Below are 22,175 nucleotides of genomic sequence, written 5' to 3'. Positions count from 1 at the left end.
GTCCTACCGCGCCTCCTGGTCGTTGTCCGTGCCCTGTGCGGCCCACATCGGCTGCCGCAGGACCTCCCCCACTGCCTGAACGGCGTGGGAGGTACCCCCACCGTTCTGCCGGGCCGTCCGCTCGCTCCGGCCGCGCAGCGCGGTATGCAGCCCGTCCCACAGCGTGCCGTCGGTCCGGTCACGCGGATCGGGGTCGATCAGCACCACACCGATCACCGGAATGCGCTGGTCCGCGAGCTGCCGCGCCACGGTGTGCAGCCATGCGGCGCTCGCGTGCCCGGCCCGCACGACGAGCACGGTCTGGGTGCCGAGGTACCGGAGGTCGGTCCACGCCGTGCCGGGCGCCACCGAGCCGACGCCGAGCCGGCGCTCCTGAGGAGACACAGCCGCGGCAGGCTCGCCACTGACCACGGTCGGGTCTCCCGGCTTCGGGCGGCGGCCTGCGAGCTGCGGGCCGGGCAGCCCGTCGACGATGACCACGGGCCTTTCCGCGGCCAGTGCCCTGGCGAGGTCCAGTGCGATCACGCTCGTGCTGCGCGCACAGCCCAGTTCCAGCAGCGACACCGGTTCCGCGGAACCCCGGGCGGTGCGGGCCAGGGTCGCGGTGAGCCGTTCGCGTGCCGCCCGGGTCCGTCGGCGCTGCCACAGCCTGCCCGAACGGCGAGGCAGCTCCGCGATGACCGAGGCGCCCAGGTTCGCCGCGATGTCCCGGCGCAGCACGGGGCGGTCCGCCACCACCGTGACGACCGCGGCCAGCGCGAGCCCGAGAACGAGCCCGAGGACGAGCCCGATCGCGGCGTTGGTGACCGTCGCCTCGGGCAGGGAATGCCGCACCGCGCGCGGGGCGTCCACGATCTGCGTGCCGGCGACGACCTTGGGCGTGCCGGTGCGCGCCTCCGCGGCACGCTGGTCGAAATCGGCGATCCGCGAGTTGAGTTCGGCCCGGCGGGCGAAGAGCGACTCGATGCTCGCCGACGCTTTCGGGTCGCCGTCCGGCGATCGGTCTCCGATCGCCTCGTTGACCTGGGCGAGCTCGTCCCGCATGCGGTCACGCTGGTCGAGCAGGGCGTCGGCCTCGGCCTTGGCGGTTTCCCCCATCCGCTTCACATGGTCCGCGACGAACGCGTCGGCCAGTGCCTTGGCCCGGGCCACCGCTTCCTCGTCGCTGTCACCTGTCACAGTGATCTGCAGCAGGTTGTTGGTCAGGCCGGCGCCCCGGTAGTCGCGCAGGAAGTCCTCAGGGTTTTCCGAGGACTTGAGGGACTGCAGGGCTTTCTCGGCGATCCGCGTGGTCCCCAGCAACTCGACGTCGGTGCGGATCAGCGTTCCGGTGTCGTTCGGCTGGTCCTCCTTGTGCGCTACCAGCACCTTGGTCACCGCGGTCGGCGGCGGCGGCAGCAGGACCGCCACCGCCGCGCCGACCAGCAGCCCGAGCAGCGCCAGGGCGTACCAGAGGCGGCGGCGCCTGCGCACCGCCACCACCAGCGCCTGCAGATCGAGGAGCGGAGCGGCTGCCGACGACTCCGAAGTCGTGCTCGTCGTCACACTGAACCTCCCGTCGCGTGGCCGCGAACGGCGAGCGCCCCAGTGGCGTGGTCCGAAGGCCGGCGGGCTGACCGCGCCGGACGGGCCCGGACCGTGCCGGCGACGACGATGCCGACGACCTCATGCCCGCCGTCCGCACACGCCTCGGCGATGCCGACGAGCTCCTCCGCGGTCCAGCTGCCCGCGCTGAGGACAACCAGGGCACCGGACTCGGAGTCGCGGTCCGGCACTGTCGGCCGGTCCACCGACACCTGCATCACCCGCAGCATGGGGTATCCCCTGCTCGAGGAGCTTGGGGAGGGATCGCCCGCGGCCTCGGCGACGAGCCGGCCGGCGGCCCGGCGGGCGATCTCGTCGCCGTCCGGTACGACAACCAGCAGCCGCCCGGGGGCCGGCAGCAGGTCGCGGATGCGCGCGCACACCCGCCCGTAGCGGATCCGCCTGCCGGCCTCGTCGCCGGACCTCTGCGGGGCCGGCAGGTCCCACCGGGTGTCGACGCCGAGCAGGCGGCGGATCCAGGCTCGCCTGCCCCCGCCTTCCGGCCGGTGCGCGGGCCGTTCGTCAGGCACGTCGACGGTGCCGAGGAGCGCCGAGCCCAGCGCCGCGGCGATCTCCGATTCGGTGCGCAGTCGGCGGTCCATCCGCGCGGCGACGAGGTGTCCGGTGACCGCGAGCAGGAAGAACAGCAGCGCTCCGGCGACGATGAGCTGCATCCTCGTCGGCGGCGCCTCGCCGGTCGGCCGGGGTGCCGGGCCCATGACGACCATGCCCGTCTTGTTGGACGCCGGGTCGGCCTGGTCCAGCCTCGTCATGGCCTCCTCCAGCGAGGTGCGCAGCTTCTCGAGCGCGGTGCGGGCCTGCACGCTCTCCACGGTCCGCCCCGGATCGGCCGCGTCGGCCAGGTCGGTGATGCGGCGGTCGGTCTCCTCCACCTTCTGCCGCAGCGCCTCGAGCCCCGTGGCCGCGGGCTCGGTGCTGCCGCCCGCGATCCGCGCGGCGAATCTCACGAACTCCTGGGCCACCTGGTCGGAGAGTTGCTGCGCGCGCTCCGGGCTGTCGGCCGTGCCCGAGATCTTGATGAGGTTCCCGTCGGCGGCCTTGGCGGTCACTCGATCCCGCAGCTCGGCGCCGACGACGTCACTCCAGCCGAGCTTGGCGGCCGCGCGGTCGATCACCGCCGAACTGGTCGCGATGTCCACCTGGGTCAGCAGCTCGCGCTCCTCCCACTGCCCCGGCAGCAGTACCGATGCCGACGCCGTGTACCGCGGCGGAAACAGCAGCGAGGTGCCGTAGCCGATGAGCGCGCCCATCACGGCGACGATGGCGAGAAGACGCCACCGCTGACGGAGAATCCGCCCGATCATGGCCAGACGGATCGTGTCATCGCTCAATGCCGCGGCCTCTTCCCTGTGCGGACCTGGCCACCCGCCGACACCGGAGCGTGGTCACGGCAGGCGGCGGCGTAGGCGGCGAGCAGCGACGCCTGCGAGTTCCGCCAGGCGAGCGGCCCGCTGATCCGCTCCTGGCCGATCTTGCCCATCCGGGCCCGCTTTTCCGGGTCGTCCATTAACACCGCGATGAGCTCGGCGAATTGGGCCTCGTCGTTGGCGGGCGCGTAGACGGCGGCGTCACCGGCGGAGACGCGCGCCTCCTTCAGGTCGAACGAGACGATCGGCCGGCCCATCGCCATGTACTCCAGAACCTTGTTCATGGTCGACACGTCGTTGAGCGGATTGCGCGGGTCGGGGGACAGGCACACGTCCGCCGTGGACAGGTAGCGCACCAGGTCGGCGTCCGGGATGCGTCCGGTGAACTGCACCTGCTCGGACAGCCCCAGCCGCCGGGACAGCTCCACCATCGCGTCGAAGGCGTCGCCGGCGCCCACGAACACCGCGTGCCAGTCGGTCCGTCCGAACTCGTCGCGCAGCTTCGCAAGGGCGCGCAAGGCGTAGTCGACGCCGTCCTGCGGGCCCATGACGCCGAGGTAGCACAGCAGATGAGGCTTGCCGCACTTCAACCGCGGCTCGGGTGGCACGGGTTGGAACCGGTCGATCTGCGGCGCGCTGCGCACCACGAACACGTCCTCAGGACGGCGACCACCGCGGCGCATCGCGACGTCCCGGTAGCTCTCGTTCGTGGCGAGCACGATGTCCGCGGCCCGGTAGGTGCGCCGTTCCAGTGCGCACACGGCGCGGTAGAGCAGATCCCTGCCGCGATCGAACCGGGAGAGGTACAGCTCGGGTACCAGGTCGTGCTGGTCGAAGACGAACCGCGCGCCACGCCGCTTCAGCCACAGCGCCGGCAGGAACAGCAGGTCGGGCGGGTTGCAGGCGTGGACCACGTCGACCGGGCCGACCTTGCGGGCCAGCCGGGCCGTGTGCCACAACGCCGATCCGTACTCCCGCAGGTAGCCGGCCGGTCCTCCGGTGGCCGCGCGCAACGGGTAGCGGTGGATCCGCACCCCGTCGATCACCGCCTCCAGCTCGGTGTCCCGCTTCTCCCCCCGGGGACAGATGACGTGCACCTCCCAGCCCGCGTCGCGCAGCGTCGTGCACTCCTGCCACACCCGCCGGTCGAACGGCACCGACAGGTTCTCCACCAGGATCAGCGCGCGCCGGTTCGGCCGGTCGCCGCCGGCTGTGTCATCAAACGACGTGTCACCAAGCAAGGCCCATGTACCCCGGTTCGGTCCGGCGCGCTTCGGCGTCGGGAAGGCGGATGAGGTCGACGATCACAGGGGCGTCGCCATGGGGCAGCGCCGACAGCACGGCCGGATCCCTGGTCCCGACCAGGCACACCTCGGCGTGCTCGAGCACCTCGTCGACGGAGTCCGCGAGCAGCTGCGCCAGGTGCGGCAGCCGGGTCTCGATGTACTCGCGGTTCGCGCCGATCAGCCGGGAGAGGCTCACATTGGCGTCGTGGATCCGCAGGTCGTACCCCTTGCCGTGCAGCCTCTCCGCCAGCTCGACGAGCGGGCTCTCGCGGAGGTCGTCGGTGCCGGGTTTGAAGGACAGCCCGAACATCCCCACCCGGCGCTTGCCGGTGCGCTCGACCAGGTCCACCGCGCGCTGCAGGTGGTCGGAGTTGGAGGAGAGCACATGGGAGAGGATGGGCACCGAGACGTCGGCCCGTTGCGCCGCGTGGACCAGGCTGCGCAGGTCCTTGGGCAGGCAGGAGCCACCGAAGGCGAAGCCGGGCCGCAGGTAGGCGGAGCTGATGTTCAGCTTGCGGTCGGCCAGGAACACGTCCATCACCTGGTGCGAGTCCACTCCGAGCGCCTGGCACACCGCGCCCAGCTCGTTCGCGAAGCCGATCTTGAGGCCGTGGAACGCGTTGTCCGCGTACTTGATCGCCTCGGCCGTCGGGACCGGCACCCGGAACACCTCGCCGGGCAAGCCGTCGTACAGCGCCGCCACCGCGTCGCCGCTTGCCGGGTCGAGCTCGCCGATGACGGTCTTGGGCGGGTCGAAGAAGTCACGCACGCTCGTGCCCTCGCGCAGGAACTCCGGGTTGACCGCGACTCCGAAGTCCACCCCGGCCGTGCCGCCGACGTTCTTCTCCAGAATCGGTACCAGTAGGTTCAGGCAGGTGCCCGGGAGCATGGTGCTGCGGAACACGACGGTCTGCCGCCCACCTCGCTCAGCCAGTGCGATACCGATCTGCTCGGTGACCCGCTCCAAGTAGGTGGTGCACAGGCTGCCGTTGGGCTCAGACGGTGTGCCCACGCAGACCAGCGACACCTCACTGCCCGTGATCGCCTCGCGGACGTCGCCGGTGGCGCGTAACGCTCCGCTCCGTACGACGTCGGCGATGAGCTCGCCGATCCGCTCCTCGACCACCGGGGCCAAGCCGCTGTTGACCAGGTCGACCTTCACCTGGTTGACGTCGACTCCGATGACCTCGTGCCCCATGCTGGCCAGGCACGCGGCCGACACACAGCCCACGTAGCCGAGCCCGAAAACGCTGACTCTCATGACCCGTCCCTCCCCCCAGGCAGACCCTTGTGGCCTGCGGTCCCCCAAAGCAGGCCGTTGTGGCCCGCGGTCCGCGCGCCGGCCGGACGCCGACCCCCGCGCATCAGTAGGCCCCCTGGCCGTAGAACACCGCACGCAGCGTCTTCCACAAGATCACTGCGTCCAGGGCGAGCGACCAGTCCTCCACGTACCGCAGGTCGAGGCGGACCGCCTCCTCCCACGGCAGGTCGCTGCGTCCGCTGATCTGCCACAGGCCGGTGAGCCCGGGCTTGACCAGCAGCCGCCGCCGGATGTCGGGGCCGTACGCGGCGGACTCCTCCGGTAACGGAGGCCGCGGTCCGACGAGCGACATCGATCCGGTGAGTACGTTGAACAGCTGCGGAAGCTCGTCGAGCGAGTACCGGCGCAGCACTGCCCCCACCCGGGTCACCCGCGGATCCCGGCGGAGCTTGAACAGCAGGCCTGCGCCCTCGTTGCGGGCGGCCAGCTCCGCACGTGCCCCGTGGGCCCCGACGACCATGGTGCGGAACTTGAGCATGGTGAACTCGCGGCCGTCCTTGCCGACCCTGCGCTGGCGGTAGAACGCCCCGCCCCGGCTGTCCACCACCACCAGCAGCGCGACGAGCATCATCAGCGGCGCGAACAGCATCAGCAGAAACGTTGCGCCTATCCGGTCGACGACCCCCTTGATCGCCCGGCGGCCCCCGGTGAAGGTCGGCATGCTGACCCGCAGCAGCGGTATCCCGAGCACCGCGTCGACGTGCAACCGCGGGCCGGCCACCTCCATCAGCACGGGGGCCACGACCATCTCGGTGTCGCTGCCCTCGAGGTTCCAGGCCAGGCGCTGCAGCCGGTCCGGTGTCCAATGGGGGTCCGGTGTGACCGCGACAACACGGTAGCCGTCGTGACGGACGTGCTTGGCGACGTCCGTCAGTTGACCGACGACCGGCACCCCGTCCAGGTGGTCACCGTCGAGACCGCGACCGTCCGTCGTGCACACCGCCTCCACCCGCCAGCCGAGGTGCGGGAACCTGCGGGTACGGGTGATCAGGTCGCGCACGGTGTCCGGGCTCCCGGCAGCGAGCACCGGTCTCAGGCACCGTCCTTCCTTCCGCTGTTTGTGCAGCCAGAGGCGGAGCAGATACCGCTCGGTCATGGTGACGAGCGCGATCGCGGGGATCGCGACGAAGATCCAGAGCTTGATGTTGCGCGAGGTCAGGGCGATCCCGCCGAGCGCCAGTACGACGGTCGCCGTGAACAGGGAGCGCCCGAGCCGACGGAACTCCTCGGCGCCCTGGCCGAGCACGGCCGGAGCCCATGACCGGCTCACCGCAAGCGCCCCCAGCACCAGCAGCTCGGTGCCGAATGCGAGAATTCCCCACTTCTCGTGCCAGTTGGCCGCGTCCCGGGCCCCGAAGAAGTTGCCGATCGCCGCCACCACCAAGGCGGTGGCCACGGTATCGCTGGTGATCACGGTACGGCGGTACCGCTGCTCCCAATCGATCGCGGGCCTGCTGATCGCCCCATCCCCCGGACGCCCGCGCGCCGACGGAAAAGGGCCGACTAATCCCCCCTGCCGCACAGAACCCCCCTGGTCCCCAGTGGTACGACGTGGTCGGCCAACACTGTTCCTCCCCCCAGGAGGCCCCCGCCCCCCGCACGCTTCCTCCCCTCGGGAGGCCCCGGCGCCGCGCTGTTCCTCCCCGCGAGGCTCCCGCCCCCGCCCATGGCATCCCGGCTACTTCAGCGCTCTTTGAACAACCCGCCCTGGTGGCAGCAGCGGACTCGCATGTCCTGCCAGACTCTCGAGGCACGCGGTGCCCCGTCGAAACCTCGGGTGCTCCCCGCACCCAAAGCACCCTCTCGGGCTCGACGAATTGATCACACCCAAGTCCGGCGCCAGAGACGCGGCTGCTGGTTGTTTGCAGCGCCGGACCTATAGATCATCTTTTGTCGCCTGGTGTCCCCGCATGTGAAGCACGGTCAATCTAGACCATCGGGGCCCGCCTGAAGAGAGGTGTGTGTGGAATTTGTGCTCAAGATTTGAAGCCGGATCCACGGACCGGTGACTGCCCGCGGTGTGTTGGCGGCGAAGGCGTGCCGTTCGACGTGTGATGACGGGAGTTCTCAGGGCTCCCGGCACCCGCAACGCCGAGGCGTCCGGCACTGCCGGCCGCTCCGGGGACACCCATGAAGCGAAGCGTCCGCGGGCGGAGTTGGGTTGTGGCCAAGACCCCCCTGTTCGAGCCACTGAACCGCCACCCCCCCACCCTCGGGCATAGCGGTCCGCCGCATAGCAACGCCCCGAACTATGTTGCCCCACCACATGTGCGCCTGACCTGCATGTTCCTACGCTGTCCCAGCACGTACCCGTCTCCACCGCACACGAGGAAGTGGCGCACATGGCCTACGCAACCACCGCTCCCCCACCCCCCGGCAACCTCAAGCGCATCGTCGCCGCCAGCCTCATCGGCACCACCATCGAGTGGTACAACAACTCATTCGATCGGGGCTAGGACCTGCGGGTTTGACTGATCTCGGGCGTTCGAGTCAGCACCGAACCAGCACCGGGATCTCCCCGTGCTGGTACAGACTCACCAGACGAGCCAGAACGCACCTGCGACGCGCTCCAGCCAACCTCGCCCGCGGTCACAGACCGTATTCCTTAAAGGCCGTCCCGCAACTGCTGGTTGCCGCGGGCGCCGAGCCGTTCCCCGTGCTGGGCGCCAACAAGCGGCGCGGGCGTTGTCAGTGGGCGCGGGCACACTGACGGCATGAGCGCCTCTTCGTCTGCCGCGGCCGATGCGTCCCACACCTCCCCTGTCTGGGTGGAGTCGATGGGCGGACCTTTGATCGTCATCCCCGTTTCCGCGTTGGCTGCATGGCGCGGGTGCACGGAGAGCGGGGTCATGGCGGGAGACGCGACCGCTCCAGACGACTACGACCGGGCCTGCGCGGTGGACGATCTGGCTGGTGTGATCACCGTTGGCGAGAACGGTGCGCAGGCACTGGTGCTGGCGGACGAGCCAGCCACCAGCTGCTATCTGCCCGAGCGCCGAGCCTTCCTGCGGTGGCTTGCCGCCGATTCCGAGGCCGGGCTGAAGGCCGCAGCAGAGGCCGTCCTTGCGGACCCTGCCACCGAGTGGGAGGAGTGCGGCACGTGGGTGTCGGACGGTCCGGCCATACTCATGGACTCCGCCGAAGCAGGGTCCGAACTCGACATCGAGTATCCCGGCGGCGGGATGCCCGCCCAGGCACCGGTTCCGCTGCCCGCCGGCCATTGGAGGGTCCGGGCTACCCACACCAAGGCAGACGAGGAAAACTGGGTCGGCCTGGTCCAGCTCCTGCCCACCGAGTCTTGAACGGGCAGCTACTCTCATGCGGGCGGTCACACGCGGCGCGCAAGGTTGTGCAGATGGGCAATGCCCAGCTTCGGGTGGTGGACGCCCTCTCCTTTCAGTCGGCAGTCGCGGAGGATCTTCCAGGTCTTCATCCGTGCGATGGCATGCTCGACGCGAGCGCGGACACGACGGTGCGAGGCGTTGTGCTGCTGCTCCTATGCCGCAAGCTCCTGGCCTGGAGCACGCCGGAGCGGAATGAGCAGCCCGGTGCCGCGGTAGCCGCCGTCAGCGATGGTGGTGCCCCGGCCGACCATGGCCTCTGCGCCTGATTCTTCCCATGCCTTGCAGTCGTTGCGGTTGCCGGGCAGCGGCCGGCCGACGGCAACGACCAACGTGCTGTCCGCGTCCAGCACAATCTGGTGGCTGGTGGAGTAGCGGTAGTTCTTGGACTGTTGGGCAATGGTGCGGTCGCGGGTGGGTACCAGCGGGCCGTCCACGATCAAAACGGTGCCCCTGCGGAAGCGTTGGCGCTGCTTGAGCGCGAGCAGCGGTCCGGTGCAGCCGACGATCCGAGCCGCCGCTGACTTCGACACTCCGAACAGCGGGGCTGACTGCCGCAGCGTCAGATTGGTGCGCCAGTACGCGATCACGAGCAGCACCCGCTCCTCCAGCGGCAGTGCCCAGGCCGCCCCGGGCGGGACATACCCCCCCTGACTGGCAGACAGGCCTGTGATCCGCCGGTCGCTGATGATTGTTGCCCAAGACTCATTCCCAACCACACGGCCATGATCGACGATCAGGAACTCGACGCCTCACCGCCACCCTGCACGAGCCCGTAGGGCGTGTTTCAGAAGTGAGCACAGTCACCCGTTGATGGGAGTCCGATGTGAGGACGATGTCTCGTGGCGGTCGCGGGCGGGTTCAGTGGTGGGCGACAATCGTCGGGTGACTGAAGCCAACGTGGTGCATGTTTTCCTGTCGCGCGGCCGGTTCTCCTCGTTCGAAGACATCCGGAGCTACGTCGATGCGGGGTGGTCGGAGAACGGGGACGCAAAACCATCCGTCTTTATGGCAGAAACCGGAATTGTCGAGCTCGAACCGATGTGCGTCGAAGCCATCCACGCCCAGGACGACGGTCACCTCACGCCGGTTGTCCCCGAGATACTCCTTAGAGGGGCGTCGTACGCCGACCAGTGGCTGCCAAAAGTGGAGTCGACCGAGCTGGCTGACGCCGCGATCTGCGTCTTCGCACCCAACGTGGTCACCAACCCACACGGCACCGCTCTGCACTACCTAGGCGGGTTCACTTATCACGCCTGAGGGTCTCCCACTGCGGGTTGCCGCAGCCACTCATAGCGCCCATTCACGAGTGATTGACCACCCATTCGATGCACGTCTACGGAGAACGCACGCTGGATACGTCCCCGCCGTCGCATGTGTCAGTGCGGGCCTTGCGGATGGCGGCGAGCCGGGCAGACCACTCGCGTTCGGCGATGGCCAGGCCGCGCTCCAGCGTCTCGACGAGCATCGTCCGGCTCACCGACACCACCGTCGGCTCGGTGCCCCAGGCGGGGCCGCCTCCCTCGCGTACCCGACAGGCAAGATGCACCCGGTCCCCATCGGGGAACGCGATAGCCGTCACCTCGTCGGTACACTCTCCCCACTCCAGGAATTCACACCGCGCGAGTGCCTCCTCAATCCCAAGTGAAGTCCGGGTACCGACATCGTCGTACATCCAGCTCTCGGCGATGCGAAAGGACTCCGACGGCGATGTGAACCCCTCCGGCGGCGCAGTCGGTACGTGGAAGCGACCGATCTCGTCCTTGAGCTTCTTGACCAGCAACGGCGGATAGAACGCGTTGTCCCTTGCGTTCACATGGAGCCCGCCGACGAAGATATCGACGCACAGCAGAGACGGGTCCTGCTCGACGTGGAACTCCAAACCGAATCCGGTCCGCGACCCGAACAACATGGCGACCTCCCCAACAACGGCGCGACCCCCATCACAACCCCACCCTACTGATCCGCTTTCGATGCACGCCCTGGTGCCACATCAGGCATGATTGGATGACGATCATGTTCAGCATTACCTTGTCACGGGCGTTCACCGTTGCCGAAGTGGCTGCCATATTCATGGAATTGATCCCGCCTGGCCTGCAGTTGGTGGTGCAACCCCCCGGAGCCGATGTTCCGGACAACATAGGAAGCCTATGGGCAAGTCTCGAGCCCACCGATGATCCGGCATGGCCACTCGGTCTTGTGGTGCATGTGTACGAGTGTGACCTCGGTCCATACCCTGATCTGCGCCTCGCGGAGCACATAGCAGAACGATTCGACGTGGACGTCTTGTGCGGCGTCGATCCGTCCCTCGTCGATGTCGACCCTCAGGATCCGTACTGCCGCCTGGCGCTGGTCGGCGGCCGGTGGTATCTGGCCAGCGCTGCCTACACGCGGCTCATGGGGCCGTACGTCACCGGTGGCGCTGACGGATTCCGGGAGGAGCTGGGGAACGAAGCCGTCAAGCTGCTCCGGCCGGTCGTGGTCGACACCCGCTGAGCCATGAACGACGGCGCCCGCTGGTCAGGAGCCACACACAAGGTTGCTGACCAGGACGGTCGTCCGTGAGCGCAAAGAGCAGACCGCATGGCTGAGTTGTGATGTGGCGCTTCAGCAGCGAACGGGCCGCCGTGGGCGCCACTCATGCCAGCTCCTCCGACACGACGTCGGTGGCCCGGCCCCGCGCGTTCGTGGCGGTGATCGAGACAGCGTCGAAGGCGGCGTGCCGGGCGGCCTCGAACGGGATACGACGACCATCGACGAGCGTGACCAGGTCGGGATCGTCGACGTCTGTCAACGACTGCCGTTCCAGGGCGAGTACGCAGGCTGTCGTCGTCCCAGCTGTCACAGAACATCGCCTCATAACCATGCACTGCGCCATCGAACAGCAGAATCTGCTGCCCCGACTCGGTGACCGCGTACACGAGCGCGGGCAAGTCGTCACCGACTATCAGCCCTTCGAACCGCTCCCCGTAGTAGCGCAGTTGGAAGCGAGTCCGGCCGTCCTTGGATGGCATCCGTGCCGCCCAGCCGGCCTCCAGCAGTCCCGCCCAGAAATTCTCGGATACGTTACAAGGACGGTCAGCCCGCTCGGTCAGATCGACCAGGTGAGGTGGCCCAGGGCGCGCGCTGTCGTCACGGACACGGACATGCCATTCGGCCAACGCCGGACCCGTCCAGCACGCACTCTCGTGAACAGAGCTGGTGCCCCGAGCGCCAACACGCACGTGTTCAGACATGCTCCGCATCGTAGGTAATCCTGGACGCTCCAACCACGTACCGGTGAGCTTCGCAGCGAAGTTCGGTAAGCGACTACGTGGTTCTACTGAGAGGGGCATCTGCCGATGGGTTCTGTGCAGCGGCACCCAAGCAAGCGTTGTGCCTGGGCCCGGCTCCACCGAGTCCCGAAGAGGTCAGAGAACACGCAAGTCGATCCTGTCTGATCCCGTCTCGCCCATGCTTTGCGCTGTTTATGTCCTGCGGGCACACCATGCCCGGCAGTACTGAGAGCGAACGGCAGTAGGCCGTGCACTGCTGGGAAACTGAGTCGGTCGCGCCGAAGCGAGCAACGGCTCACATGATCACGGGAGTGTTGACGCTCCGCGACTGCGAAGGACCTCTTACACGTGTTACGTCATCTCTGTTCGAAGCGCGCCATCCCTTGCCTCGGCGGCGGCACGATTGACGTCCTCATGAAACGATTACTTGGCCGATCACCGGCCTCGGCATCCTGTGTCTTGCTCCGCGGCCCAGGTCCTCAGCCGGGTGACGGCCTCTTCCCGTGACAGCGGGCCGCGTTCGAGATGCAGATCTTGTAGATAGCGAGTGGCCACACCGATCAGTGGGCCTGGAGGCAGGCCGAGCAGCTCCATGATCGCCTTACCGTCCAGAGCCACCGGAACGTCGGGAAGCCTCCTGTATTTTCCGATCTCCGCGGCGGCACGCGCTGTTCTCTCCTGCTCCGCCAGGTGCTCCTGATGCCACTCGTCGTAGGTCGCCGCCCATCGAGCAGTTCGGCCGGCCGACTGCCAGCCGTCCATGTCCTGTTCCAAGCCAAGCCCCACCTCCAGGAACAGATCGTGGTAGCTCGCCCGCTCGGAACTGCTCGGAACGACATCGAGCAGGGCGAGAGCGGAAACGGTGAAGTCCCAGGTATCCGGCCCCTCCGTGGACGTCTGCCTCCACGTAGGTGATCGGCCCGCCCCGGGACCAGTAGCTCAAGGTCTGCTCGAATGCCGACGACGTCACCGTGAATGGTTGACCGGGCCCGGCACCATCCTGATCGGTAAGCCCAGTCAGCTCCTCGAGGAGCTGTGTGGTGACAGGCACCAGCCCCATGCGCTGTCGGAGCGGGGCGGCGGCCGTTTCCCGAATCCCGGCTGTCTGGCTCCTGAGCAGGTCGAAACTTCCTATGACGGCGTTGAGCTCGTACGACATTCCCGCAGAGCAGCCTCACAGCAGCCACACAGAGGTTCGATTACCACGGCCGGACGGTGGTTCAGTCGAACTACGCAATCCGCTACTGAATTTCCCGGTCTGGGTGGCCGAGAGCCCCTGTGGCGCATGTACCGGCGCTTACTGTGTCATCCGGATCGAGGCAGATCGGAAGGCGAGTTGCCTGGGAGGTATCCAGGCGTCGGACGTGCGGATGTCTGTCCCTGACCCACGGCGCGTATGAGCTTCCGCCGCTCTCGTGGCGAGCGGTCGTCGGGCTCGCGGACACGGCAGCTGTAGATGGCAGCCGCCGAGCTTTCTGACCGTGTCGTGGTGTCGGCTGCACCGGCGAGGCCTGCGCTGTCGCCGCCTTGAGGAGGGAGAACCCGATGTCCGATCATCTGATCGAGGACCTGGTCGCGGACTCGATTCGCATCCTGGACGGCCATGCCGAGGCGGGCGACCCCCGTGTCCGGGACTGGTACTCGGCGCTGTACCGCTTCCAGAGCGGGTTCGACGGCTCGTTCACGCACTTCCGCGTCATGGACATCCTGCTGCGTCGCGGGTACACGTACCGCTTCCCGGTCTCCCTGCACCCCGACTACGCCGAGCGGTCCGCGTACTTCGACGCGCTGACGGAGTTCACCGCGTTGCGCACGTTCGACGAGGACGCCCCCGACTTCGATGGCCACGGGTCCTGGCTCGAAGACGGCTACGTCGAACCGCCGTACCTCTACTGCGACGCCGGCACCGAACTCTGGCGGCGCATGGCGGCCGCCGGCGAACTTCACGGCCCCGACGCCGCTCCGCCCCACCGCACCCGGTTGATCGAAGTCGTCCGTGAGGTAGCGGTCACCGCTGAGAAGAAGCAGGACCGCGAACTCATCGGACTATGGTACGGGTTCGGCTGCGAGACCCTTCTCGGCGGCCCCGCAGGATGCCCCTTCGACGTCTCCGAACTCGCCGACATGCCCGCCGTGCAGGACCTGCGCACCATCGTCCGCCGCACCGACGCCCTGCCCGTCGCACAAGGGTCGCCCTACGCGGTTCCCGTGGAGTTCGCCGATCACCACGACCTCGAAGCCTGGTGGTGGGAGATTTAGATCGTGTACGGGCCGAGGACGTCAACGGACGTCGGCCTGGGCCGTAAGCCTGTTCAGTTCTCCGTCAGCGAGCAAGCGGCGAGTCCATCGAGCAGGTCCAGCCCGACCTCGTCGTTCCCACCGCCAGGTGCAAGGGACTATACGTGTCTGGCGCCAGCGTCTACCGGGCCCTTGCCGAGCACGAGAAGAAGGAGGTGTGCCCCGAAGCCGTCGAGCAGGCACACACCGACTTCGCCGCCCTCAGACCCCCCTCTTGCCGATATTTGACTGTTCCGTTGGTCCGTAAGGACGTAGGTTTTCCCCAGGCCCACGACATTACGGAGGGCGGGGCGACTGGAGGCACCTTTGCGGGACAGTTTTTCCGATGGATTCTTTACGCGACTGGCACACGAAACGCATCCGGTGGACCTGATGTGTCTCTATCTGCTGCATGGCTCGGTCGAACGGATCCCTGGCCTGTTGGCTGATCGGGCCACGCTGTCGTTCAAGCACCTGAGTCAGCATGTCCGGGCCGTGGACCGCTGGAGCTATGACGACGCGGACACGTTCTCACTTTGCATCAAGGAGAAGGTCCGCGGGCGGCTGTACGGCTTGGAGTTCAGAATCCATTTCATCGCCGGTGAGCCCTATGCCGACGCGGTGATTCCATTCGGCGCCGCTGTCGACCTGCCCCGGTTCATGCACCACTTTCGTGCGCACTACGCCTCTGGGGGAGCTCCGGGTGAGTGGGACTTCGACGTGTACACCGATGTGCGTGATCTCCGCGAGAGTGTCGTGCTGTTCGGCAACCACCGCGAGGTCTGGTTCCAGGTCAACCGCGGCCCGGTGGTAACCGGCCGGTCCAAGCCGATTCCCTGGAGCCGGAGCCGACTGGTAACCGGCCGCCTGCACGGGAATCAGTTCGGGACGAATGCCCAACTGTACGCGGGAGGAGTGACGTTCCCTGACCGCCTCGCCGCCGTCGAGGGCACCTCGGCCAAGGCCCGGGCGTACCGGCGGTATGTGGCCAGGCTGCGCGATCCTCTTCCCTTGCGGGCAGGACGGCCGGCCCGCCCTGAGTTCGGCGCCAGGATGCGGCCGCGCTCGGTGAGCTGATCGATGCCTAGGACTCCGGCCTCAGCTCACCAGGGGAGCGAGGGGTCGGAGTCCAGTCCTCTGCCCCGCTGTGGGCACCACGTGCCCATGGGACCCCTGCTACCGGAGTCAAACCCCTGGGTGTGGGTGAGGAGGGCGGCGATCCCGTGGGAGTCGCCCTTCGGGACGCCGCGCGGACGCGCAGTACTGCGAGCCTGTCGAGCATCCACCGGACCCAGGGCACTCGCCGAACATGCCAAGGGCGAGGCGTACACCGAGGCCCTCGAAATGGCACACGCCGACTTCGCCGCCCTCACCGACGGCGAAGTACCTGCCCCCTACACAGAGACCAAGGCCCTGACGGCATGCTGCGTTACTTGTCACTTCGTGACGGCTTCGGGAGAACGGGCCGTCCGGCAGTGGCTGAAAGCGTCAGCCTGCGGTGTTCCCGCGCCGGGGGCTGCGCAGGGCCTTCTCGGGGTACAGCTGCGCGAACAGCGGCGCGGATTCGAAGGGGTACTCCACGCAGGTCTCCCCCGCGAAGCACTGGGCGGCGTGCCGGCGCATCCGGGGGCCGTAGGCCCCGTGGTCGATCAGGTCCGTGTAGGTCTGCCGTTTGCCCAGGTCCAGCAGACCCGCCGTGTCGGCCAGGTAGACGTCGAAGCCCGGGTACATGAGTCCCAGGTACGGCATGTCGTCCAGGTCGAGGGCGAACACCGGGTACTCGCCCTCCTCGTCCGGCTCGGTCCCGGCCAGGATGCGCCGGGAGTCCGAGCCGCCGGGGAGGAGGAAGCACTCGGGAAGGTGCCCGGTCAGCCAGGAGAACTCCGTGCCCCAGAAGTCGCCCGTCTCGTCCGAGACCACCTGGTCCAGCGGCCGTGGCGCGAACCCTCCGTCCGGGGTGAACCACTGGTGGCGCTGCAGCAGGCTGGTGTCGTACGTCAGCCAGGCGCGCAGGCTCGGCGGGAGCGGGCGACCGGACGGGAACGCGAGGTCAGCGAGTACGCCCTCGGGCATCGGCCGGGGGGGTCCCGCCCTCAACCCAAGGCACGTTCACGTACGGCAGCAGATACGGCAGCGCGCTGGCTGTCGGATCACGCCGCACCACCTCGATGACCTGCTCGGTCAACGGCACTCCGTGCATGGGACTCACCTTCTGTTCTGACTCTGTTCGTTCGTCATGGGGTGGGGTTGTGGTCAGGGGAGGAAGGGGCGGATCCAGTCCGCGAACCGCCCGCCGAACTCCGCCTGCGCCATCGCGAGTACGGCGTCGGGGTCCTGCGCCACCGGCAGCCCGAAGTGCTGGTCGAGCCAGGCCACGTACTCGTCGTGGCAGTCGGTGTGCGGCTCGTCCTCGTCACGGTAGAAGTAGGCCCTCTCGTGCTCGACGCTGATCTCCTCGTCGAAGCCGAGGAGTTGGAACAGCTCCCGCACATTGCGGGCCACGACGTGCTCCCCGCCCTCGTCCCCAAAGACGACCACCGGCAGGGTCGCCAAGTCCTCCCGGTCGTCAAGGCGCCACAGTGCGTAGAAGGAACCGCCGCCGGTGGCCTGGGCGAAGGGGATGAGGCGGCCGGTGAATTCCGGATCCTCAGACCAGGCCGACAGGCCGGAGGTGTTCCCGTATTCGGTCAGACCGAATCCCTGGGCGAAATTCTCGTAACCTACCCTGTCCTGGAAATCTTTGAGGAGGTTGAGTTCTGCGACGGGTGAGTATGTAATGTGCACTGCGTCTCCGCGTGAGTGAAGAAGAAAGGTGGGGAAGTCGTGTCGGATACTTTTCTGGTGGCTGCGCGCATTCCGATGTCACGGGACAGCTTCGAGGCGTGGCTGAGCACGCCGATACCGGATGTGAGCAGGATCGCCAACCCGGCCGACATGTTCGACGGGTGGCACTGGAACGGTGAGCGTGCGGACCGGGAATGGGATTCCGTGGGCGGGGGAATCACGCCCCGGGAATTCTTCTCCGAGGCGATCGAGAAGGCCTGTTCCGGTGCATCCCAGGACGGCTGCCTCGTGTTGTATCGCGAGGGAGCACTGGAGGCCTATCTGTTCTACTTCGGCTATAAACAGTGGAACGTCCACACCGCCTTTCTCATGTTCGCCGGCGCCGGCGAGTTCAAGTCCGAGGCCGCCGAGGACACCGTGTTGTTCTGGGCCGAGACCGGCGGCAACCTCTGGGATGCCGACGACACGGGGTGGCTCGCGGTGCTGTCGGTCGGAAAGAGCGAAGCACGGTTCGTCTCCGAACGGGATCTGACGGACACGGTTGCCGGTCTGCGGCCGGTCGAGAGCCGGTTCTTCGACATGATCGAGCGGCTGGGTGAGGAGGAGGAGTCCTGGGAATGGGAGTCAGGGCGCGACTTCCGCACGGACACACCCCGGGACTCGGCCTTCGTGGATCCCGCGGTGCTGGAACAGCCCGGTCCTCGGTAGCGGAGCGGGCGGTCCGGGCGACCGACGTCGCCGGACTGCGGACGGAGCCAACAGGCCGGATCCGCCTTGACGCCGCCGGACCCGCTGCGACGCCGTACGACCGGACTGCCCTGCCTGTCGTCGCCTCGCGCGGGTTCAGCGACCGCCTGTCGGACTCCGGCTACGGTGAGCTCGACCGGGCGGCGCCATCGCCACGGCGGAGAGCCGGGGAGCGGGTCGGACGGCCTCGTCGTGGGGCGAGAGGAAGACAGGCTCGGTGGCCTGGTGCTGCCGGGTGGGCGGGATTGGCGTACCGGTCCGGCTGCCGCCGCCGTGGTGGGGTTCATGGATGTCCGTGTCGGTTCAGTGCTGTTGGGGAAGGTGTCCGGCTCGGACCGGGTGCGGCACCCCCGGGGGTGGTTGCCGCACCCGGCGAGGGGGTGCGGGCCCCCGGGGGAAGGGCGCCGCACCCGGCGTACGGGCCGTTCAGTGGCCCGGGTCATGCATCAGCGCCACCACCGCCTGGCCGCCCTTCGGCTCCTCCAAGCATGGGCGTCGTCCTCCCCGGCCCGCTCCAGGCTCCCGTGGTACGGGTCGGCGGCCGGTTCAGGTGGCAGGAGCACGCCAGAGTGGCAGGAGCACGCCAGCGTGGCAGGAGCACGCCAGCAGTGTCTCGAAGCGCTGATCAGTTCGCCGTACAGCGGCCCTTGCCACGGCACCAGCGGGAGGCATCCCGGTCTGGGCTCCGTCCAGCCGCGCGGCAGGAACAGCGAGCGTCCGGCCCGGGACCGGCCGCCCACGACCACCAGGCCGGCGGCCGCCGCTTTGGCACGGGCAGCCGGCACGCGAGTCGGCTTCCGGCCGGTCCACGGGGCCGGATCACGGTCGAAGGGGCCGGGCGTCGCAAGCAGCGCCAGATGCAGCGGGGCGGCGGCCGTACCGATGCCGTACTCCTCTGGCCACCTCGGTCACCCGGTCGGGCACGGAGCAGGTGGGGTCTGCTGCCACCAGGTATTGGCGTCGCCGCCACCCGCAGCCGTCCCATCGGCCCTGCCTTCCACATCATGACAACGAGAGAAACCGGCACAGTCCGCCCGGGCGCCCGGCGCTCCGCGCGCCGATGAGCGGAATGCCAGGGGCAGCCACGGCCATTGTCCCGGCGCGCATACGACCGACACCGCCCGGTGGCCCCAAGAACCGACGCGGAGCAGGCAGGCGGATCTTTCCGGCGTAAGCCGAGTCAAGCCCCCCGGCATCACCGACACATCCGGAGAACCACGTAACCGGGATACGTATACCGGCCGGGCGTCGCCGCTGGTCTCTGTCCTCGCACGAGTGGCGCCGAACGTCACCGGCACATATGGGGGTTCCCCCAATGCTCGCGTCCCGACCGGAGCGCGTGATCGATTTTGCCCGTACGGCTCTGATCGCACGCCCCCCGGAGAGCAGCGCCGTACGGGCTGTTCGGCGTCCGACCAACGGGGCGTACCGTGGCTGCCCGGCATGGTGGACGGGCGGATCCTCGACTGTTCCGTGGCCGGCTCGGCGGATCGGTAGGAAGCATCTGCGGTGCGGAAGGCAACTCAGCAGACTAGAGGCCTGATCGTCGGCTCGGGCCGCCGCCCCTCACCCACGAAGTCCTGGACGAACTCCCCGAAGGCAAGGTCGTCGAACACCTCCGCAGCGTCCTCGTCGTCACCGAAGTCCTGCCGAAACGCGACGAGCAGACGGTCCGCCTCGAACGGCACGTGAAGGACCTCGTCACCTGCTACACGACCGTCGAGGGGCGGAGAATCCTGCTCCGGTACTCGACCCGGGACCCCCTACGACGGCTTCGCCGCCACAGCCGAGGCAAGGACATCACGCACTGCCAGCTCCAGGTCGCGAGGCAACATCTGCGGGCGGCCGTCTCTCTCCTGAACTGGCTCACGGGCCACAACCTGGCCCTTGCCACCGGCCGCCGGACCGACCTTGAGCGCTGGACGACCAGCGGCGACGCCCGTCTTCGCCAGGAGGCAGGCCATTTCGTGCGCCGGGCCCTCTCCCAGAGGATCGCCCGCGATCTCACCGTCCCGGCCGAGCGATGCAACGGCCCCTCCCCGTCGATGGACATCGAGGCCCGCTGGGCCGGCGCCCGCCGCCTGCTGCACGACGACATTCTCAAGTCCGAAGACCGCCTTGCGGGACCGCTGTTGCTCCTCCATGCCGGATGGCCCGCAGCGCTCTCCCGCCTCACCGCCGACCGCATCGAGGCGACGGAGGCAGCCGTCCGCATTCCCCTCGGTGCCGTCCCGGCTGACCTGCCCGCACCCGTCGCTTACCTGTCCCTCCAACAGGCCGAGGTTCGCCGCAGCCATGCCGTCATCGGCTGGACAGACTCGCCCTGGTTCTTCCCCGGCGGCCGACCCGGCCGCCCGAGCAGTGCCTGGGCCATGGGCGAACGGCTCCGTAAACTCGGCATCCGGCTCTTGTTAAGCCGCTCGACCGCCCTGTTCCAGCTCGCCACCGACCTGCCCGCCGCGGTCTTGCCCGCACCCTCGGCATCGAGGTCACCGCCGCCGTCAATGGCAGCGGGCCGCCGCTGGAGACTGGGGCGTCTACACAGCCGAGATCAGTTCAACGAGGCACCCGCCACCAGCAAGGAGGACGCACATGCCCCTTGACGACCGGCGCACCTGGGCGCTGCTCAGGCAACTCGACGACCCAGACCACCTGGAGTTCCCCCGCGGCTACGACCACGCGGCCACTCGAGCACTGTTTGAGCAGCTCGCGTCCCGTCTGGGCCAGCGGTTCCAGTGCACGTGCTCAGTTGATCGAGGCGTCGAGGACGCAAGCCACCACGGAACGATCGTGATCCCGCAGGGCTCAACCCACAGCGGGGACCACATCACGGTAACCGTCAGCAACTTCGGGAACCTGGCCGCTGTCACGCTCGGCAATCCTGGAAGCTACGCCGAGGAAGAGGAGAACATCCTCTTCGAGACTGCTGACCGGCACCGCATCGGCGGCGAACTCGAAGCACTCGGCTACATCTCCGTCTCCGAGCACCTGCTCTGGACTCCATACGACGGCGTCAGCAACCTCGGACCCCACTACTCCAAGTACCCTCCGAGGTGGTGGACCCGCTTCTTCGACTACCTGTGACCAGCGTTTCGGGGCCGCCCTGGCCGAGGACTTCCAAGAGTTCCCAAACCCGACTCCACCATCAGGCACCAGCGACTCCGGATCCGCGCAGAGGTCGAGAGCGGACAAGTTCTTGCCCGCGGCGAGCAATACCGCGCCATGGTCGACGCGCACGAACACACCGAACTGACCGGCACAGCCGCCGCCGAAGCCGCCCGCGGCCCGCCGCCACGAAGGATTCGGTCACCGGGCCCGCTTCAACATGCGAAGCATCAGCCATGCCCGGATCCAACCAGACCCCACCGACACGCCACCGCCGACCCGATGTCCCCACCGCACGATTTACGTAGCCGATTACGTAATTTCACCGATGAAGCCACTAGCTGCCCCGGCATGCCGCCAATCCACAGTCCGTCGATTTTCTCAATAATTCGCCTGACTTGAACCGGCACATTCGAACCGGCCGGGGCCGGGAAAATGGTTCGCAATGCGAGTTGCACGGATGGCAGGGTACGGCTCATGGCACCCCAGTACCAGATTCGCGCGAACTACGACGCCAACACGATCGTGGTCTACCAGGCATACTCGCCTGCCATAGCCGAGGCAGCGCTGCGAGCGGGCCGCTTCGTTGCGCCGTTCTCCTTTCACAGGATGACGTGGATCAAGCCCTCATTCCTGTGGCTCATGCATCGCAGCAACTGGGCCCGCAAACCCGGTCAAGAGCGCGTTCTCGCAGTGCGGATAACCCGGGAGGGCTGGGAGGAAGCACTGTCCCAGGCCGTGCTCACGACCGCGGATCCGGCAGCTGTGGCCCAGGCAGCCGTACATGTCCAGTGGGACCCGGAACGCTCGTTGCGCGGAGCGGCACTGAACCACTACAGCATCCAGGTCGGCATCGGCCGCAATCTGATCCGCACGTTCACCGATGACTGGATTGTCAGCCTCACCGACCTCACCCCTCAGGTACGCAAGGCCGCGACACTGACACAGACCGGGCAGGCCGCCAAAGCGCAGCGGCTACTCCCCGCGGAGCGCGTGTACCCACTACCACGGACGCTGGAGAGTCTCCTTTCCCCGAGCAGATGAGGGCCATCTGGCGAGGGGACAGT

Annotated in this window: 20 protein-coding genes and 1 pseudogene; 9 read left to right on the top strand and 12 right to left on the bottom strand. The window is 68.0% G+C overall.

Annotated features, from left to right (window positions below; translation table 11 throughout):
• Positions 1-3: 3 nt before the first annotated feature.
• The 5 genes from ACIBAG_RS37980 to ACIBAG_RS37960 form a co-directional block, all read right to left on the bottom strand.
• Positions 4-1,545 carry a Wzz/FepE/Etk N-terminal domain-containing protein gene (locus tag ACIBAG_RS37980; protein WP_399111739.1) on the bottom strand — a complete coding sequence of 514 codons (1,542 nt, stop codon included), beginning with the start codon at positions 1,543-1,545 and terminating at the stop codon, positions 4-6.
• The gene (locus ACIBAG_RS37975) at positions 1,542-2,936 is read right to left on the bottom strand and encodes a Wzz/FepE/Etk N-terminal domain-containing protein (protein WP_399111738.1); all 1,395 of its coding nucleotides are present in this window, start codon (positions 2,934-2,936) and stop codon (positions 1,542-1,544) included. The genes ACIBAG_RS37980 and ACIBAG_RS37975 overlap by 4 nt, the downstream gene beginning before the upstream one ends.
• Complete coding sequence (locus ACIBAG_RS37970) at positions 2,933-4,213, bottom strand: glycosyltransferase family 4 protein (protein WP_399111736.1); 1,281 nt, start codon at positions 4,211-4,213, stop codon at positions 2,933-2,935. The genes ACIBAG_RS37975 and ACIBAG_RS37970 overlap by 4 nt, the downstream gene beginning before the upstream one ends.
• Complete coding sequence (locus ACIBAG_RS37965; RefSeq protein WP_399111734.1) at positions 4,203-5,519, bottom strand: nucleotide sugar dehydrogenase; 1,317 nt, start codon at positions 5,517-5,519, stop codon at positions 4,203-4,205. The genes ACIBAG_RS37970 and ACIBAG_RS37965 overlap by 11 nt, the downstream gene beginning before the upstream one ends.
• Before the next feature lie 103 nt (positions 5,520-5,622).
• Entirely contained in the window at positions 5,623-7,101 is a 1,479-nt protein-coding gene (locus tag ACIBAG_RS37960; RefSeq protein ID WP_399111732.1) for a sugar transferase, read from the bottom strand.
• Between the two features lie 1,192 nt (positions 7,102-8,293).
• On the opposite strand from ACIBAG_RS37960, the gene ACIBAG_RS37955 reads away from it, so the two are divergent.
• Positions 8,294-8,881, top strand: a complete 588-nt coding sequence (locus tag ACIBAG_RS37955; protein ID WP_399111731.1) for an immunity 21 family protein — start codon at positions 8,294-8,296, stop codon at positions 8,879-8,881.
• A 26-nt stretch (positions 8,882-8,907) separates the two neighbouring features.
• On the opposite strand, the pseudogene ACIBAG_RS37950 reads toward ACIBAG_RS37955, so the two are convergent.
• A pseudogene (locus ACIBAG_RS37950) lies at positions 8,908-9,546 on the bottom strand (transposase); the annotation flags it as partial.
• A gap of 259 nt (positions 9,547-9,805) precedes the next feature.
• Between ACIBAG_RS37950 and ACIBAG_RS37945 the strand changes: the two are divergent.
• On the top strand, positions 9,806-10,180 hold the full coding sequence (locus ACIBAG_RS37945; protein WP_399111729.1) for a hypothetical protein: 375 nt from the start codon (positions 9,806-9,808) through the stop codon (positions 10,178-10,180).
• Positions 10,181-10,256: 76 nt separating this feature from the next.
• On the opposite strand, the gene ACIBAG_RS37940 is transcribed toward ACIBAG_RS37945, so the two are convergent.
• Positions 10,257-10,832: a hypothetical protein gene (locus ACIBAG_RS37940; RefSeq protein WP_399111728.1), complete on the bottom strand. Its 576-nt coding sequence runs from the start codon at positions 10,830-10,832 to the stop codon at positions 10,257-10,259.
• A gap of 95 nt (positions 10,833-10,927) precedes the next feature.
• On the opposite strand from ACIBAG_RS37940, the gene ACIBAG_RS37935 reads away from it, so the two are divergent.
• Positions 10,928-11,416 (top strand): hypothetical protein, encoded by a 489-nt coding sequence (locus ACIBAG_RS37935; RefSeq protein WP_399111726.1) that lies wholly within the window; start codon positions 10,928-10,930, stop codon positions 11,414-11,416.
• Between the two features lie 142 nt (positions 11,417-11,558).
• On the opposite strand, the gene ACIBAG_RS37930 is transcribed toward ACIBAG_RS37935, so the two are convergent.
• Positions 11,559-11,765 (bottom strand): hypothetical protein, encoded by a 207-nt coding sequence (locus tag ACIBAG_RS37930; RefSeq protein WP_399111725.1) that lies wholly within the window; start codon positions 11,763-11,765, stop codon positions 11,559-11,561.
• An 865-nt stretch (positions 11,766-12,630) separates the two neighbouring features.
• Positions 12,631-12,969: a hypothetical protein gene (locus ACIBAG_RS37925; RefSeq protein ID WP_399111724.1), complete on the bottom strand. Its 339-nt coding sequence runs from the start codon at positions 12,967-12,969 to the stop codon at positions 12,631-12,633.
• A gap of 771 nt (positions 12,970-13,740) precedes the next feature.
• Between ACIBAG_RS37925 and ACIBAG_RS37920 the strand changes: the two genes are divergently transcribed.
• Both ACIBAG_RS37920 and ACIBAG_RS37915 read left to right on the top strand, forming a co-directional pair.
• Entirely contained in the window at positions 13,741-14,454 is a 714-nt protein-coding gene (locus tag ACIBAG_RS37920) for a hypothetical protein (RefSeq protein WP_399111722.1), read from the top strand.
• Positions 14,455-14,865: 411 nt separating this feature from the next.
• Positions 14,866-15,549 (top strand): hypothetical protein, encoded by a 684-nt coding sequence (locus ACIBAG_RS37915; protein ID WP_399111720.1) that lies wholly within the window; start codon positions 14,866-14,868, stop codon positions 15,547-15,549.
• A gap of 411 nt (positions 15,550-15,960) precedes the next feature.
• On the opposite strand, the gene ACIBAG_RS37910 is transcribed toward ACIBAG_RS37915, so the two are convergent.
• Both ACIBAG_RS37910 and ACIBAG_RS37905 read right to left on the bottom strand, forming a co-directional pair.
• On the bottom strand, positions 15,961-16,545 hold the full coding sequence (locus tag ACIBAG_RS37910) for a hypothetical protein (protein ID WP_399111719.1): 585 nt from the start codon (positions 16,543-16,545) through the stop codon (positions 15,961-15,963).
• Positions 16,546-16,725: 180 nt separating this feature from the next.
• Entirely contained in the window at positions 16,726-17,256 is a 531-nt protein-coding gene (locus ACIBAG_RS37905) for a hypothetical protein (protein ID WP_399111717.1), read from the bottom strand.
• Between the two features lie 57 nt (positions 17,257-17,313).
• On the opposite strand from ACIBAG_RS37905, the gene ACIBAG_RS37900 reads away from it, so the two are divergent.
• Positions 17,314-17,964, top strand: coding sequence for a hypothetical protein (locus ACIBAG_RS37900; RefSeq protein ID WP_399111715.1), 651 nt, complete (start codon positions 17,314-17,316; stop codon positions 17,962-17,964).
• Between the two features lie 1,562 nt (positions 17,965-19,526).
• Here the strand turns inward: ACIBAG_RS37900 and ACIBAG_RS37895 are convergent.
• Entirely contained in the window at positions 19,527-19,691 is a 165-nt protein-coding gene (locus tag ACIBAG_RS37895) for a hypothetical protein (RefSeq protein WP_399111714.1), read from the bottom strand.
• Here ACIBAG_RS37895 and ACIBAG_RS37890 point away from each other — a divergent pair, their 5' ends adjacent.
• From ACIBAG_RS37890 to ACIBAG_RS37880, 3 genes are all read left to right on the top strand, one after another.
• Entirely contained in the window at positions 19,692-20,606 is a 915-nt protein-coding gene (locus ACIBAG_RS37890) for a hypothetical protein (protein WP_399111713.1), read from the top strand.
• Positions 20,596-21,087, top strand: a complete 492-nt coding sequence (locus tag ACIBAG_RS37885) for a hypothetical protein (protein ID WP_399111712.1) — start codon at positions 20,596-20,598, stop codon at positions 21,085-21,087. Before ACIBAG_RS37890 ends, ACIBAG_RS37885 begins: the two co-directional genes overlap by 11 nt.
• Before the next feature lie 498 nt (positions 21,088-21,585).
• Entirely contained in the window at positions 21,586-22,152 is a 567-nt protein-coding gene (locus tag ACIBAG_RS37880) for a DUF4291 domain-containing protein (RefSeq protein WP_399111710.1), read from the top strand.
• Positions 22,153-22,175 lie beyond the last annotated feature (23 nt).

The sequence above is a fragment of the Streptomyces sp. NPDC051243 genome, assembly GCF_044455405.1.
In the GTDB taxonomy this organism is placed as follows: Bacteria; Actinomycetota; Actinomycetes; order Streptomycetales; family Streptomycetaceae; genus Streptomyces.
Note: the sequence above shows the minus strand (reverse complement) of the source record. Positions and strands in the feature narration are given on the sequence as shown.